Below are 14,735 nucleotides of genomic sequence, written 5' to 3'. Positions count from 1 at the left end.
TGCAGGGCCTGGACCCCACCCGGCAGCGATTTTTGCTCACCTGGCCCCTCAGGCCGACTGTTCCGCCCCAAGCTGCCTGAATTCTAATCCACCCCCAGGGGATAGCCTGACGGATGTGTCGACGACGGCCTGCTATGAAGCTCTAAATCTGCTTGGCTGAATCCAAGTGCCGTGCTCAGCCTTGACATCCCCCCGGGGAGGGTATAGGGTCAGGGCGGGGAAGGCATCCTGGCGGCAGAGCAACCCGCGCGTTCCCCAAAAGCCGAGGTCACGACCGCGCCAGCCTCACTGGAGCCCTTGAGAACGTCATCGGTGCGCGGGCGCAGCGGACACTCGCCGGACGGTTCATCCCTGTGGGCGAGCGCGGCGGTCACTGCCTGCAGGGTTTACAGGAATTGAACACTTGCCGCCTACCCTCACGGCACGGGGCGATCACGCCGTGAGCAGATGAGCGGGAAAGCAGGGGGAACAATGACGCGACAGCACGAGACGCACCACCACGGCCAGACTGAAGCCAGCACGCAGACCTCCAGCGTTCTGGAAGTGGCGTTCCGCAACTGCTACGACGGCTCGGAGTTCGCCGACCTTGAGCGCAGCCTCTCCGCCATCGCGGGCGTGCAGAGCGTGCATATCGACCGCACGCGCGCCGTCGCCCACCTCGGGTACGACCCCGGCAACGTGACCGAGCCCGAGTTGCGCCGCCGCCTGCACGCCGCCGGGTACGACTGCGACTGCGAGGACTGCCCGCCGTCCGCCGTGCAGCCGGGGCATCCCCGCGTCGGGCACGCGGACCGCAGGCACACCGGGCACGACCACGCGGCGATGCTGGCCCGGGCCGCGACGTCCGCGCCCCACGCCCCCCCCACCCAGTCCCAGGGCCGCCAGGACACCTCTGCCGAGACGGGGCACGCCGGGCACGACCACCCGGCCATGACCACCAGCACCTCGCACCCCGCGGCCCACGATCACGCGGCGATGATGGCCAGCGGGGCGGGCGCGCACGCGCAGATGGGCCACGACGAACACGCGGGCCACGGGGAGGCGATGGTGCAGGGCATGCTGCGCCGCTTCGTGATCAGCCTGGTGCTGACCGTGCCGGTGGTGCTGTATTCCCCCATCGGTGAGGTGCTGGGCTTTACCGCCATGCCGCCCCTCGGCCTCTCGATGGCCTGGTTCGGGCTGATTCTCGCCACCCCCGTGGTGTGGTGGGGCGGCTGGCCCTTCATCTCGGCGGCGTGGCGGGCCCTGCGGCGCGGCGAGGCGAACATGATGACCCTGATCGCCACCGGCATCCTGGTGAGCTGGGTGTTCTCAGTGTACGCCACCCTCTTCCTGGGGGGCCGGGAGGTGTTCTTCGAGGCGGCGGCCATGCTGACCACCCTGTCCCTGCTGGGCCACTGGCTGGAGATGCGCGCCCGTTTCGCCACCGGGCGGGCGGTCGAGGCCCTGCTGAAGCTGGCCCCCTCCACCGCCCGGGTGGTCCGGCAGGGGCAGGAGGTGGAGGTGCCGTTGGAACAGGTCGTGGTCGGCGACGAGCTCGCGGTGAGGCCCGGGGACCGCGTGCCGGTGGACGGCGAGGTGGTCAGCGGGAGCAGCTACGTGGACGAGTCGATGATCACCGGGGAGCCGATTCCGGTGGCGAAGAACCCGGGGGCGAAGGTCACGGGCGGCACCGTGAATCAGAACGGCGCCTTCCACTTCCGCGCGACGGCGGTGGGGGCGGACACCGCCCTGTCCCGCATCGTGCAGATGGTGCAGAACGCGCAGGCGAGCAAGGCGCCCGCGCAGCGTCTGGCGGACACGGCCGGGAAGTACCTGGTCTACGTCGCGCTCACCAGCGGCCTGATCGCCTTCCTGGTCTGGTATTTCCTGGGCAATGAGGGCGTGGTGTTTGCGTTGACGGCGACCGTGTCCGCCATCGTGATCGCCTGCCCGGACGCGCTGGCGCTGGCCACGCCGACCGCGATCACGGTCGGCGTCGGGAAAGGGGCACGGGAGGGCGTGCTGTTCAAGAACGCCACCGCGCTGGAAGCGACCGCCGGGGTGAATACGGTCATTTTTGACAAGACCGGCACGCTCACCGAGGGCAAACCCGCCCTGACGGACGTGATTCCGGTCCCCGGAGTGGGTGAGGCGGACCTGCTGCACCTGGCCGCGTCGGCGGACCGGCCCTCGCAGCACCCGCTGGCGGAGGCCATCGTCCGGGGTGCCCAGGCCCGGGGGGTGGACATCCAGCGTCCGGACGCGTTCGACTCGGTGCCCGGGCACGGCGTGGTGGCGACGGTGCAGGGCCAGCGGGTGCTGATCGGGAACCGCAAGCTGATGGACCGGGAAGGGGTGGACGTCGGTGCCCTGCCCGGAGAGGTGGACCGGCTCGCGGCAGACGGAAAAACCGCGATGTACGTGGCCGCGGACGGACGGGCGCTGGGCGTGGTGGCGGTGGCCGACACCATCCGAGAGACGGCCCGGACGGCGGTGCAGGTCCTGCACGGGCTGGGCGTGCAGACCGTGATGCTCACCGGGGACAACCGCCGGACGGCGGAGGCGGTGGCCCGGCAGTTGGGAATGGACACCGTGATCGCGGAGGTGCTGCCGGGGGACAAGGCCGCGAAGGTGCAGGAACTCCAGGGGCAGGGCCGCAACGTCGCGATGGTGGGGGACGGCGTGAACGACGCGCCGGCCCTGGCGCAGGCCGACGTGGGCATCGCCATCGGCGCGGGCACGGACGTCGCGGTGGAAACGGCGGACGTGGTCCTGGTCAGGAACAGCCCGGCGGATGTGGCAAGTTCCATCGAGCTCGCCCGGCGGGTGCGCGGCAAGATCAAGCAGAACCTCTTCTGGGCCGCGATCTACAACGTCCTTGCCATTCCCTTTGCGGCGGGCGTGCTGTATCCGGCGTACGGCATTCTGCTGCGCCCCGAGTGGGCGGCGCTGCTAATGAGTGCGAGCACCGTCATCGTCACGGTGAACGCGCTGCTGCTCAACCGGGTGCGCCTGGGCCGACACCCGGCCCGGCCCCAGACCGCACTGGCGAGTGCCACTCAGGCCCACTGAGTCTCCTGACCGCACGGCTGCCGCCCAGTGGGCGGCAGCACGCTTGGGGCGGTTTCCCCACCACCCGCTGCTCCTTCCCGCAGTCGCCGCACGGAGCCAGGAGCGCGAAGGCAAAGCCCCCCTCACCGGGGCGGTGGGGAGCAGGACGGATTCGTAGGCGCGGGCGTCAGCGGCAGGGTGAGGGCGACGCTCTGGGCTGGCAACACGTCCCGCCACGCCGTTATCAGCTCGCGGTACGCGGTGCCGACCGGCCGGATACGGCGGTCCAGGTCGTACAGGCCCACCGGGTAGGGGCGCAGGTTCCGCTCCCGCAGCGCCGTGTCCCAGTCCACCTGATCCGTCAGCGAGTACCACGTGAAGCCCACCACCGGGACCCCGTCGTTGCGGATCTTGAGGACGTTGGCCCACTGCTTGGTGAGCCAGTCCGCCGCTTCCGTCCCGCGGCGGCCCTGGGGCGCGTTGGTCTCGGTGTGCATCACCGGCAGCCGGTAGCGCCGGTGATACTCACGGGTGATCAGGGCATACCCGAACATGTCCCCGGAGGGTTCCAGGCGGCCGTCCGGGAACACGCAGTGTTCGTTGGTGACGTAGTAGTCGTTGCCCATCACGCAGTGCGGCGTGAGCCGCTGCGCCCGGAAAAAGGCGTACTCCTGCCGGGTTAGGCCGTGATCCAGCAGGTACTCCAGCATGCTGGCGCTCACGTCCCGCCCGTAGTTCAGGTCCAGCGACAGGAACCGCAGCTCGTTGAGAAAGGCCTCCTGCGCCAGCACCTCCGGCACGCGGGCATGGAAGTGCTCCGTCGACTCGCTCTGCATGAACAGCGCGTCCGGGCGCACCTCCAGGATCGTCCGCATGGCGAGGACGTTCGCCCTCACCAAGTGTTTGAGCGCCGTGACGAACCCCCGATCTGTCGTGAGCCCCTCGTTCCACCAGCCGTACTTCCCGCTGAACAGGGCGCAGATGTACATCTCGTTGACCGGGGTGTAGAGCTGCACCCAGGGGTAACGCCGGGCGAACGCCCCCGCGTACCCGGCAAACAGTTCCGGAAAGTCCGGGTTCTGGAAGCTCCCGATCCAGTCCGGCACCCCGAAGTGGCAGAGGTCCGCGATGACCGTGAGCCCCCGCCGCCGCAGCGCCCGGAAGGTGGCGTCCGCGAAGGACCAGTCGTACCGCCCGGGGCCGACGAAGGACCGGTGCAGGGGCGGCCCGTACCGCAGGGCGTTCACCCCGAGCTCCACGGCCAGGTCGAAGTCCAGCTCGTAGTGCTCGTCGTGCCCGCAGTCGCGCATCTGGTCCACCCGCACGCGCCCGCCCTGGAGGGTGGGCGCGCTGTTCTCGATGCCGGTGGCGAACAGGAAATGGGTCATGGCTCCTTTCCGTGCGGGCGACCGCCGGGCCGAGGGTCAGAGGAGGGGGCACACGACGCCCCCGGGCCCGGCGTTCAACGTCCCACCACCAGGGCATGCAGTTCCCCGCCGAGCCGGTAGCGCGCGGTGACGCGGCGGGTCAGCGCGTCGATTCTCACGACGGTGCCCTCCCGCATGTTGCTCACGAAGACGTCGCGCCCGTCCGCGCTGATCCCGAGGCCATATGGCCCGTCACCCGTCCCCACGTTGACCGAGTTCCCGCTGGACACGTCCAGCACCGTGACGGCCGTCCCGCTGAGGTTGCTGACCCACAGCTCCTGCCCGGTGCGGAAGGCGAGTTGCTCGGGCACCATGCCGACCGGGTAGCTGGCGGCCACGGCGAAGGGCGCCGTGTTCAACAGGTCGATCCGTTCCCCGTCGAGCTCGGTGAGGGCCGCGCGGCGCCCGTCCGGCGAGAGGGCGGCACGGTAGGGCCGACCCCCCAGCATCCAGGTGTTCCTGACCTTCAGGGTGGAACCGTCCAGCAGGGTCACGCTGCCGGACAGGCGCGCGCCGGGGAGGCTCCCGGCCATGCTCGTGCTGGTGACAAGCAGCCAGGCCGCCCCCGGACCCACCAGGACGTGTTCAGGAACCTGCGCGAGCCGGACGGTGCGCTCCACCTGCCAGGTGTCGGTGCGGAACACCGTGAGGGTGCGCGGCCCCGCGCGGGTCACGTAGAGGCGCCGTCCGTCCGGGGAGACGGCCAGGCCGCGCACCCCCGCCCCCACCCGCAGCGTTCGCAGGACGCGCAGCCGCGCCGCGTCGATCACGCTCACCGTGCCCGTCTCCCCGCCCACCACGAACAGCCGTTGCCGCTGCGGGTCGGAAATCAGGCCGTGCGGGGTGCCGGGAATGGGCACCCGTCCCATCACCTGTCCGCTCGCACCGTCCAGCGCGATGATGGCGGAATCCGTCACGTTCTCGACGTACACGGTGGGCGCGGCAGCGGCGCCGGACAGTCCGAGCAGGCCGCAGAGAAGCCAGGCCTGCCTGCGGTGTGGCCGGGTCATGAATCCTCCTTTCGGTTCACGCCCCGTCATCCGGGACGACCGGCGCGCCCCGTCTGGCCGGGCCGTCTGAGCGCCGGGAAGAACGCCGGGGTGGTGGCCGCGTAGCGGGCGTAGGCTTCCCCGAACACCTGACGGGCCTCGGCCTCCTCGCGCCGGGCGAGCCGCAGGTACATCACCACCAGCACGGGAAACATCAGCAGGGTCAGGAGGGTCGGCCACTGCACCAGAAACCCCAGCAGGATCAGGATGAAGCTGGCGTACTGCGGGTGACGGACCCGCGCGTACGGGCCGGAGGTCGCCACCCGTCCCTCCCGCTGCGCGCGGTACAACACGTCCCAGGCCGCCGCGACCAGCCAGAACCCGCCGCCGATCAGCAGGTAGCTCAGCAGGTGCGGCAGGCCGAGGTGAGGATCGCCGCGCTGCCCCAGCATCGCCCACCACAGGTGCCCCGCGTCGTGGGAGAACACGTTCAGGTCGGGATACCGGCGCTGCAACCAGCCGGACAGCAGGTAGAGGGTCAGCGGGAAGCCGTACATCTCGGTGAACAGCGCAACCAGGAACGCCGTGAAGGCGGAGAACGCGCGCCAGTCGCGCGGGCTTCTGGGCCGCGCGAAACTCAGCGCGAAGAGCGCGAACACCACGGTGTTGAAGGCAACCAGGACCCACAGGCCGTAGGCGGGCGTGTCCGTCACCGCGCATCCCCTCCCCGGGAGGAACCGTCTTGCAGGTCCGCGCCCGGACCCGCGTGGCCCTGTCCCCCATGCCCATGCATCCAGAGGTGCATCAGCGGACACAGCAGGACCAGCACGAGGGGCAGCGCCCCGAACACATGGGCCGTGTGCTCCGTGACGAGGAAAAAGCCCGCGATTCCCAGAAAGGCCAGGAAGACCAGGCCCCCGGCCGTGCGCAGCAGGTGTCTCATTCTTCCCCCTGACCCGGGCAACGTCGCCGGATCCCGGCCGTGCCCCATACCGGGGCCGACGGCCGACGGTGAACTCCGGGCAGGACCCTCACCGGATGCTGGGCGGGCCTGCCTCGAAGCCGGCCCGGGCCAGTGCGGAACGCAGGTGCGAGAGGTCGAACTGGCCCGGGTCATACTCCACATACCCCATCTCGGTGGCGGGGTTGACATAGGCCCGGATGACACCCGGCAGCCGGGACAGAACGCCCTCCGCCCGCAGGGCCCCACCGCACCCGAGCCCGTCAATGGGAATGGTCAGGCGCTGGGTGGTGTGCATCGCTCCTCCTTGCCGCGCCCGTGGTGGCCCCTGCACTCTGCCGGGGCACATTCGGGCGTCACCCCCAGTCTGCCGCCCACCCTTGAGGGCCCGCTGCGCCGTTCCTGTGGGTTGGCTGAGGTGCACGGGTTCACTCTCCCCGGCAACGGCCCGCCGAACTAACGGCCGCCGGGTCCGGTCCCCGGCGCGACGGGCAGTTCGAAGGTGACCTGGGTCCCCACGCCCGGCCGGCTTGCCAGCCGCAGGCTGCCGCCGTGCTGCTCGGCGATCCAGCGGGCGATCGGAAGGCCCAGGCCGCTGCCCCCCGGGTGGTGGGTGCGGGCCGGGGCGCCCCGGTAGAAGCGCTCGAACACCCGCGGCAGGTCCGGCCCGGCGATGCCGACGCCCGTGTCGCTTACCGTCAGCCTCGCCGCCGGGCCGTCACGCCGTAGCGTGACGTTGACTTGCCCTCCCGGCGGGGTGTAGTGCACCGCGTTGTCCAGCAGGATGAGCAGGAGTTGCTTGAGCCGGTCCCCGTCCCCCTCCACGGTCGCCGCGTCGACGGGCCCGAGCGCCAGCCGCTGCCCGCGTGCCAGGTGTTGCGCCTCCTGGACCGTCTCGCGGACCAGCGCCTCCAGCACGACCTGTCCCCGCCGGATGCCCAGGCCCGCGTCCCCGCGCGCCAGGGTCAACAACTGGCCGACGAGGCGGGTCATGCGCTCGCTCTCCCGCTCGGCTTCCCGCACGACGTCCGCACGCTCCGCCTCCGGCATGTCCGGGTAGCGCCGCAACAGGTCCAGGTTGGCCCGGACGACCGTCAGGGGGGCCCGCAACTCGTGGGAGGCGTCCGCGATAAAGCGGCGCTGGGTCTGCGCCGACTCCTCCAGGCTCTCCAGCATGGTGTTGAAGGTCCGCGCCAGCTCGCCGACCTCGTCGTCGTGGGGTGGCGGTGCCACCCGCGCCGTCGGCTCCCGCGAGCGGGCGATCTCGCGGGCGGCCGCCGTCATGGCCTCCAGGGGCCGCAGCAGCCGCCCCGCGGTGAACCAGGTCGCGGCCAGCGCGCCGAGCAGGCACAGCGTGCCCACCCCGAGCAGCACCGTTCTCAGCCGGGCGACCGAACGGTCCAGCAGTCCCAGCGGGGTGAGGGTCTCGACATAGCCGAGCGCCGTGCCCCCCGCGCGCACGGGCAGCACGAAGACCCGCCAGCGCTGCTCCCCGACCAGCAGCCCGAACGCACCCCCGGCCGGGTGCGGCGGGGGCGGCGTCAGCCGGGGAAACAGCGCCACCACGCCGGCGTAGGCGGGTCCGGCGGGCGCGGCGAGCACCTGGGGCGGGGACGCCTGCACCAAGGCCGGGGCCGCCGCGCTCCGGCGCCGCACCCGCCCGTCGGGGCCATACACGCCGGACAGGACCGGGAGGCCCCCAGCCTGAAGATCGGTGTTCACCCGCGTTCCTGCCTGCCGCACCTCGGCCGCCAGGTGCAGCGCGCGGTCCACCAGGACGCGGTCGAGTTCATCGTAATGGCTGCGGGTGTGAAAGGCGTAGCTGAGGAGGCCCGAGGCGAACAGGGCCAGGGCGCAGCCGAGGCCGTACACCAGCGCCAGGCGCCAGCGCAGGGGCAACCTCCACGATAGGCGCGACCGGCCGGGCCCCCCACCGGCCCCGGCGGCGCTCACTCCCGGCGCAGCACGTACCCGGCGCCGCGCACGGTGTGGATCAGGCGCTCTTCCCCGGGTTCCTCCAGCTTGTGGCGCAACTGCTTCACGCATACCTCCACGACGTTCACGTCTCCGAAATACGACTTGTCCCACACCCGGTCGAGCAGCCGCTGCTTGGACAGCACCCGGCCCTGGCCTTCCAGCAGCTCCCGCAACAGCCTGAACTCGAGGTGGGTGAGCGGCACGACCCGCCCCCCCCGGCGGACCACGTGCCCCTCGACCTCCAGCGTCAGGTCGGCACAGCGCAGGACCGTGGGGCGCTCTGTCCGGCGGCGGCGCAGGAGGGTCCGCACCCGCGCGAGCAGCACGTCGAAGGTAAAGGGCTTCACGACGTAGTCGTCGGCCCCCGCCTCCAGCCCCGCGATCTGGTCCCGGTCCTCGTCGCGCGCAGTCAGCAGCAGCACGGGGGTGTCATCCCCGGCGGCGCGCAGCCGGCGCAGCACCTCCAGCCCGTCCACCCCCGGCATCATCACGTCGAGGATCACCAGGTCAGGGGTCTGGCCCCGCAGGAGGCGGAGGCCCGACTCGCCCGACGCGGCCACCTCCACGGCGTACCCCTCGAAGGTGAGGCCCCGCTTGAGGGCCGCCGTGACCCCCCCGTCGTCATCAATCACCAGGATGCGTTCCATGCCCCAGCGTTCATTCTGCCTCACCGCTGGAAGAGGAGGGACCCCCACCCGGCTGGAAAAGGGCAAGGGGGCCACCCCAGCGTTCGCGGTGCAGGCGGCGTGAGGCCCTCAGCGTCGGCTCAGGTCCCACGCGGGTGCCGCTCAGGCAGGCCATCTAGGCTTGGAGGACCGGCGCCGTGCGGACGCCCCCACCGCTGACCCTGGTCGCGCCAGTCCTGCTGTCCCCGGGATCAGCCTTGCCGGTCCCACCTGCCCGCTTTCCCACGCCGGAGGCCCCCATGACTCCCCGACCTGCCCTTTCCGCCACCCCGCCTGGCCCGTCGCCCCTGTCCCCCGAGGAACTGCGCCTGCTCGACGCGTACTGGCGCGCCGCGAACTACCTGTCGGTGGGCCAGATCTACCTGCTGGACAACCCGCTGCTGCGGGAACCCCTCAGCCTGGACCACGTCAAGCCCCGGCTCCTGGGCCACTGGGGCACCACACCCGGGCTGAACTTCATCTACGCCCACCTCAACCGGCTGATCCGGGCGCATGACTTGAGCGTGCTGTACGTCGCCGGTCCCGGGCACGGCGGCCCCGGCCTGGTGGCGAACACCTACCTGGAAGGCACCTACAGTGAGGTCTACCCGGAAGTGGGGCAGAACGAGGCGGGCCTGCGGCGGCTGTTCAAGCAGTTCTCCTTCCCCGGCGGTATTCCCAGCCACGTGGCCCCCGAGACGCCCGGCTCCATCCACGAGGGGGGCGAACTGGGTTACAGCCTCGCGCACGCGTATGGGGCCGCCTTCGACCACCCGGGGCTCCTCGTCGCCTGCGTGGTCGGCGACGGCGAGGCGGAGACGGGCGCCCTGGCGGCGAGCTGGCACGCCAACAAGTTCCTGAACCCGGCGCGGGACGGGGCGGTGCTGCCCATCCTGCACCTCAACGGGTACAAGATCGCCAATCCCACCGTGCTGGGCCGCCTGGACGGGGCGGAGCTGGAGGCGCTGCTCACGGGGTATGGGCACCGGCCCTACCTGGTGGAGGGCGACGATCCGGCCGAGATGCACGGCAAGATGGCCGCCACGCTGGAACAGGTCTGGGCCGACATCACGGCGATCCAGCGCGCGGCGCGGGAAGAGGGCGCGACCTCGCGGCCCCACTGGCCGCTGATCGTGCTGCGGAGTCCCAAGGGCTGGACCGGGCCGCGGGAGGTGGACGGCCTCCCCGTGGAGGGAACCTGGCGTTCCCACCAGGTGCCGCTCGCGGGGCTGTTCGAGTCTCCCGATCACCTGCGCGCCCTGGAGGCGTGGCTCCGCAGCTACCGTCCGGAGGAGCTCTTCGACGACAGCGGGCGGCTGCGGCCGGAACTCACGGCCCTCGCGCCACGGGGAACGCGGCGGATGGGGGCCAATCCGGTGGCGAACGGGGGACTGCTGCTGCGGCCCCTGGAGCTGCCCGATTTCCGCCTGTACGCCGTCCCCGTGCCCCGGCCCGGCGGGGTAACCGCCGAGGCGACCCGCGTGCTCGGCACCTTCCTGAGGGACGTGATGGCGAAGAACCCGGTGAACTTCCGGCTGTTCGGGCCGGACGAGACGGCCTCGAACCGTCTGGACGCCGTGTACGGGGCCACCACGAAGACGTGGCTGGGGCCAGTCCTCCCGACCGACGAGCACCTGTCCCCGGACGGGCGGGTCATGGAACTGCTGAGCGAGCAGGTGCTCCAGGGCTGGCTGGAGGGCTACCTGCTGACCGGACGGCACGGGCTGTTCTCGTGCTACGAGGCGTTCATCCACATCGTGGACTCGATGTTCAACCAGCACGCCAAGTGGCTGAAGACCACCAACGACCTCCCCTGGCGTCGACCGATCGCGAGCCTGAACTACCTGCTTACCTCGCACGTGTGGCGGCAGGACCACAACGGCTTCTCGCACCAGGACCCCGGCTTCATCGACCACGTGGTGAACAAGAAGGCGGACGTGGTGCGGGTGTACCTGCCGCCCGACGCGAACACGCTGCTCTCGGTGGCCGACCACTGCCTGCGCAGCCGCCAGTACGTGAACGTGATCGTGGCCGGGAAACAGCCCGCTCCCCAGTGGCTGGGCATGGACGAGGCCGCGCGCCACTGCGCGGCGGGCGTGGGCATCTGGTCCTGGGCGAGCACCGACGCGGGGGCGGAGCCCGACGTGGTGATGGCCTGCGCGGGGGACGTGCCCACCCTGGAGACGCTCGCGGCGGTGGACCTGCTGCGGGAGGCCTTCCCGGACCTGAAGATCCGGGTGGTGAACGTGGTGGACCTGATGACGCTGCAACCCCACGAGGAGCACCCCCACGGCCTCACCCACCAGGAGTTCGACCGCCTCTTCACCACCGACCGCCCCATCATCTTCGCGTATCACGGCTACCCCTGGTTGATCCACCGCCTCACCTACCGCCGCACGAACCACCCCAACCTGCATGTGCGCGGCTACAAGGAGGAGGGGACGACGACCACGCCCTTCGACATGACGGTGCTGAACGACCTCGACCGCTTCCACCTCGCCCTGGACGTGGTGAACCGGGTGCCGCGCCTGCGAGAGGTGGGGGCGCATTTCGGGCAGCGGATGCGCGACCGCCTCGCCGAGCACCACGCGTACATCCGGGAACACGGCGATGACCTGCCCGAGGTAAAGAACTGGACCTGGCGCGGCTGAGGCACCACCGGCTGCCGGGACCGCGGGGGGGTGACGCGGTCCCGGTGAACTTTCCCCGGGCTTCCCGGCCGTTCAGCTCACGACGATGGCCATCGTGAGGCCGCCACCCCCCTGGACCTCCACGTTGTCATTGGTGAGGTGGTGGGGGATGTGGCAGTGAATCAGCCAGGTGCCCTTCTCGCGCGCCGTCCAGATCACGTCGTAGCGTTGCCCCGGCCCGACGTTGATGGTGTCGGCCCGGAAGCGGGCCGAGGGGGCCAGGGTCTCGCCGTCGCGGGCCACGACCTCGAATGGCCCGCCGTGGACATGCATGGGGTGGATGAAGTTGTTGTTGCTGCCAATAAAGCGCAGCCTCACCGTCTGGCCGATCTTCATCCGGATGGTGTCGGTGGCGGGATAGGCCTTGCCGTTGATGGTGAAGAAGTTCGGCAGCAGGCCCTCCATGAGCATGGCGGGAAAGGTGTAGCCGTCCTTGAAGGTCCACTCCTGCAACTGCAGGGTGTATTCGGCGTCTGCCCGCGGCTCGCCCGCCCGGTCCCTGGGATCAACGATCAGCGCCCCGTAGAGCCCCAGGCCCTCCTGGCGATCCACCGCGGTGTGTGAGTGGTAGAAGTAGGTCCCGACCTGCCTCACCGTGAACTCGTAGGTGAAGCTCCCGCCCGGGGGAATGGGCGGCTGGGTGACGTCCGCCGCACCGTCCATCGCATTGGGCACCACCAGGCCGTGCCAGTGGAGGGTGGTGGGCTCGGGCAGGGTGTTCTTCACGATGATGCGGACACGGTCTCCCTCGGTGAGGCGCAGGCGCGGCCCCGGGACCTGCCGGTTCACGGCGTAGGCCGCGACCTGCGTTCCGGGCAGGATGTTCCAGCGGATCAGCGAGGTTTCGAGCTGAAACACCTTCACGCCGTTCTCGACCCGGGGCGTGAGCGGCTGATCGCCACGCGCGTTCGGGGGGGCGGTGGAGCTGACCTTGCCCAGGTCCACGGCCGCCATGTCGGCCATCGCCTCCATCGGCGTGCTGGCGGTCATGATCATGCCGGGCGGCATCACCAGGCTGCCCATCTTGGTCGGCGTCTGGACGGGCGTGTCGGGAAGCTGCGACACCGGCGTGGCCTGGCCGCTTCCTCCCACGGTCATGCCGGGCATCGTCCCATTCTGCATGGCGCTGGCCCTCATGCCGAGGTCGCCATACCGGGCCGAGAGCAGCACGCCTCCCGCCAGGGCGAGCAGCGTCAGGACGGTGACGGCAGTCATCTGCGGCCTGCCGACCCGGGGCGGGCTCCCCATGTCCTCCATGCCCACCGGGCCGGATGGCCCCACGCTGCGGTCACTGCCGTTGCGGTCGTTCATGATTCCATTCCTTTCATGCTGGGGCTGGCGGGAGGCACGGGGGCCAGGGGCCGTTCCGCACGGGCGGCAGCGAGGTGACGCTCGGCCGTCAGGCTGTGGCCGCCCCGCCCGAGGGCCAGGACGGTCCCCATCCCTTCCTTGGAACGGACGCTCACCAGCCAGACGTTGATGGGATAGGCGAAGGCCAGCCCCACGACCGCCGCAAGCGACATCACGCCCCAGAAACGCAGCGAGGTAGGTTCCATCGCGGCCATGTCCCGGCTCATCAGCAGGACCATCACCGGTGCCATGCCTGCCATCATCACGTTCATCGACAGGAACTCGGGCAGCAGGCTGCGGCGCAGCGCCGCCAGGTACGAGCCGCCCAGCATGTTCCGCATGAACAGCGCCTGGAAGATCAGCAGGCTGAACAGAAAGCCGAAGACGTACTCCGCCAGCAGGTCGAACCCCATCGGCCACCCCAGCAGCCCGGTGACAGCGGCGGCCAGGATGATGCCGGTGGCGTCCCCCGCCAGGCAGTGGATGGCGGACCCCAGGCCCTGCTTCCACAGGGGACGGATGAACTCCGGGTGCTGCCCGGCGACAGGGGCCTGACAGGACAGCACGTACAGCGCCGCGCCGACCGGTCCGGTGTACGCCGTGACAAACACCCACCCCCACTTCATGACCTTCATCTCGGGATTGTTGGCAAAGGCGTCCCAGGCCACGTACAGCGTGGTGAGGGCGGCCAGGACGAACCAGACCCGCAACACGGTGTCGAGGTCAACCACGGCGAATGCCCCTTCCCGGGAGGGCTCCCGGCCCCCCGTTGACAGCGTTCCCGCCGTCCCGCAAGCGGACCGGCACCTGGCCGTTACAGCGGTGAGACATAGACTTCCTCCCCCTCGACCTCAGCGCGAAAGAGCCGCACGGGCTTCACGGCGGGCAGCCGCAGGGCCCGGCCGGTCTCGAGATCGAATCTTGCCCCGTGCTTGGGGCAGGTGATCGCGCCGTCCTCCACCGGGCCACCCTCCAGCGGAAAGTTCTGGTGGGTGCAGAGATTGCGCAGTGCGTAGAACCTGCCCTGATCCCGGATGACGAGGACGTTCTGGTCCCCCACCCGGACGCTGGTCTGGCTACCCTCGGGCAGGTCGGCGACCCGACCGACCCGGACACGCTCCCCCGTCCGGCTCGCCCCTGAACCTGGTGCGTTCACGCCGCCCCCGGCGAGCGCACCCGTCCGGGGAGCACGGTGGTCAGGGGCTCGCTGGCAGTCCGCACGCTTTCCCTCTGCCATGACCTGTCCATGGGTCACCGGGGGGCCGTCGGCTCTTCGGCCCCCTTGGAACCGGCAGGCGTTCCTTGACCCGGCGTCACCCGTGGTGGCCGGGAGGAGGGCAGAAAGTGGCGGGTGATGCCCAGGCTGGCGTCCGTTTTCGCGATGGACCGCGCCGCGTCCGGCTCGGTGCCGCTGAGCGCCCGGATGCAGTCCACGTTCTCGGGAATCACGATGGCCTCGTTGTGCACCTGGAAAGTGAGGTACACTTCGCGCCCGTCGCTGGCCAGGGCGTCCTCCCAGACCGCCACTTCCCACATGTCGCCGCGGGGGCGCCGGAGGTCGCGCATCAACTCCATCACGCTGTTGAGCGCCTCCAGGCCATCCGCCGCGCGCACCAGGGCCACGCGCGGCGTTTCCAGCAGAA

13 protein-coding genes are annotated in these 14,735 nt (G+C 70.6%); 2 read left to right on the top strand and 11 right to left on the bottom strand.

Going from position 1 to position 14,735, the window contains the following annotated elements; all coding sequences use genetic code 11:
- The first annotated feature begins 471 nt into the window (after window positions 1–471).
- On the top strand, window positions 472–3,054 hold the full coding sequence (locus DAERI_RS02905) for a heavy metal translocating P-type ATPase (RefSeq protein WP_103127994.1): 2,583 nt from the start codon (window positions 472–474) through the stop codon (window positions 3,052–3,054).
- Window positions 3,055–3,176: 122 nt separating this feature from the next.
- Here the strand turns inward: DAERI_RS02905 and DAERI_RS02900 are convergent, their stop codons facing one another.
- The 7 genes from DAERI_RS02900 to DAERI_RS02870 all read right to left on the bottom strand — a co-directional run bounded on the left by DAERI_RS02900 (window position 3,177) and on the right by DAERI_RS02870 (window position 9,034).
- Window positions 3,177–4,421 (bottom strand): glycoside hydrolase family 1 protein, encoded by a 1,245-nt coding sequence (locus DAERI_RS02900; RefSeq protein ID WP_103127993.1) that lies wholly within the window; start codon window positions 4,419–4,421, stop codon window positions 3,177–3,179.
- Between the two features lie 74 nt (window positions 4,422–4,495).
- Window positions 4,496–5,470 (bottom strand): YncE family protein, encoded by a 975-nt coding sequence (locus DAERI_RS02895; RefSeq protein WP_103127992.1) that lies wholly within the window; start codon window positions 5,468–5,470, stop codon window positions 4,496–4,498.
- Between the two features lie 26 nt (window positions 5,471–5,496).
- Window positions 5,497–6,162 (bottom strand): methyltransferase family protein, encoded by a 666-nt coding sequence (locus DAERI_RS02890; protein WP_103127991.1) that lies wholly within the window; start codon window positions 6,160–6,162, stop codon window positions 5,497–5,499.
- The gene (locus DAERI_RS02885; RefSeq protein ID WP_103127990.1) at window positions 6,159–6,392 is read right to left on the bottom strand and encodes a DUF2933 domain-containing protein; all 234 of its coding nucleotides are present in this window, start codon (window positions 6,390–6,392) and stop codon (window positions 6,159–6,161) included. Before DAERI_RS02885 ends, DAERI_RS02890 begins: the two co-directional genes overlap by 4 nt.
- 88 nt (window positions 6,393–6,480) lie before the next feature.
- Window positions 6,481–6,708, bottom strand: coding sequence for a cation transporter (locus tag DAERI_RS02880; protein ID WP_103127989.1), 228 nt, complete (start codon window positions 6,706–6,708; stop codon window positions 6,481–6,483).
- A gap of 158 nt (window positions 6,709–6,866) precedes the next feature.
- The gene (locus tag DAERI_RS02875) at window positions 6,867–8,309 is read right to left on the bottom strand and encodes a sensor histidine kinase (protein ID WP_201262708.1); all 1,443 of its coding nucleotides are present in this window, start codon (window positions 8,307–8,309) and stop codon (window positions 6,867–6,869) included.
- Window positions 8,310–8,359: 50 nt separating this feature from the next.
- Entirely contained in the window at window positions 8,360–9,034 is a 675-nt protein-coding gene (locus DAERI_RS02870; protein WP_103127987.1) for a response regulator transcription factor, read from the bottom strand.
- Between the two features lie 278 nt (window positions 9,035–9,312).
- Here DAERI_RS02870 and DAERI_RS02865 point away from each other — a divergent pair, with 278 nt between their 5' ends.
- Window positions 9,313–11,703 carry a phosphoketolase family protein gene (locus DAERI_RS02865; protein ID WP_103127986.1) on the top strand — a complete coding sequence of 797 codons (2,391 nt, stop codon included), beginning with the start codon at window positions 9,313–9,315 and terminating at the stop codon, window positions 11,701–11,703.
- A gap of 72 nt (window positions 11,704–11,775) precedes the next feature.
- Here the strand turns inward: DAERI_RS02865 and DAERI_RS02860 are convergent, their stop codons facing one another.
- The 4 genes from DAERI_RS02860 to DAERI_RS22210 form a co-directional block, all read right to left on the bottom strand.
- Window positions 11,776–13,053, bottom strand: a complete 1,278-nt coding sequence (locus DAERI_RS02860) for a multicopper oxidase family protein (RefSeq protein WP_103127985.1) — start codon at window positions 13,051–13,053, stop codon at window positions 11,776–11,778.
- A complete protein-coding gene (locus DAERI_RS02855; RefSeq protein ID WP_235610222.1) occupies window positions 13,050–13,823 on the bottom strand; it encodes a DUF4396 domain-containing protein in 774 nt (257 codons plus the stop codon). The genes DAERI_RS02860 and DAERI_RS02855 overlap by 4 nt, the downstream gene beginning before the upstream one ends.
- Before the next feature lie 83 nt (window positions 13,824–13,906).
- Window positions 13,907–14,248 (bottom strand): Rieske (2Fe-2S) protein, encoded by a 342-nt coding sequence (locus DAERI_RS02850; RefSeq protein ID WP_235610220.1) that lies wholly within the window; start codon window positions 14,246–14,248, stop codon window positions 13,907–13,909.
- 95 nt (window positions 14,249–14,343) lie between these two features.
- The coding region (locus DAERI_RS22210) for a hypothetical protein (protein WP_201262707.1) at window positions 14,344–14,735 on the bottom strand (392 nt) is incomplete at its 5' end.

The sequence above is a fragment of the Deinococcus aerius genome, assembly GCF_002897375.1.
Lineage (GTDB): Bacteria > Deinococcota > Deinococci > Deinococcales > Deinococcaceae > Deinococcus > Deinococcus aerius.
The sequence above is the reverse complement of the archived record's forward strand: the minus strand, read 5'-3'. Positions and strand labels throughout refer to the sequence as shown.

Coding starts and splice junctions, on each gene's coding strand:
- DAERI_RS02905 (WP_103127994.1), top strand. CDS start 472: ATGACGCGACAGCACGAGACGCACCACCACGGCCAGACTGAAGCCAGC.
- DAERI_RS02900 (WP_103127993.1), bottom strand. CDS start 4,421: ATGACCCATTTCCTGTTCGCCACCGGCATCGAGAACAGCGCGCCCACC.
- DAERI_RS02895 (WP_103127992.1), bottom strand. CDS start 5,470: ATGACCCGGCCACACCGCAGGCAGGCCTGGCTTCTCTGCGGCCTGCTC.
- DAERI_RS02885 (WP_103127990.1), bottom strand. CDS start 6,392: ATGAGACACCTGCTGCGCACGGCCGGGGGCCTGGTCTTCCTGGCCTTT.
- DAERI_RS02880 (WP_103127989.1), bottom strand. CDS start 6,708: ATGCACACCACCCAGCGCCTGACCATTCCCATTGACGGGCTCGGGTGC.
- DAERI_RS02870 (WP_103127987.1), bottom strand. CDS start 9,034: ATGGAACGCATCCTGGTGATTGATGACGACGGGGGGGTCACGGCGGCC.
- DAERI_RS02865 (WP_103127986.1), top strand. CDS start 9,313: ATGACTCCCCGACCTGCCCTTTCCGCCACCCCGCCTGGCCCGTCGCCC.
- DAERI_RS02860 (WP_103127985.1), bottom strand. CDS start 13,053: ATGAACGACCGCAACGGCAGTGACCGCAGCGTGGGGCCATCCGGCCCG.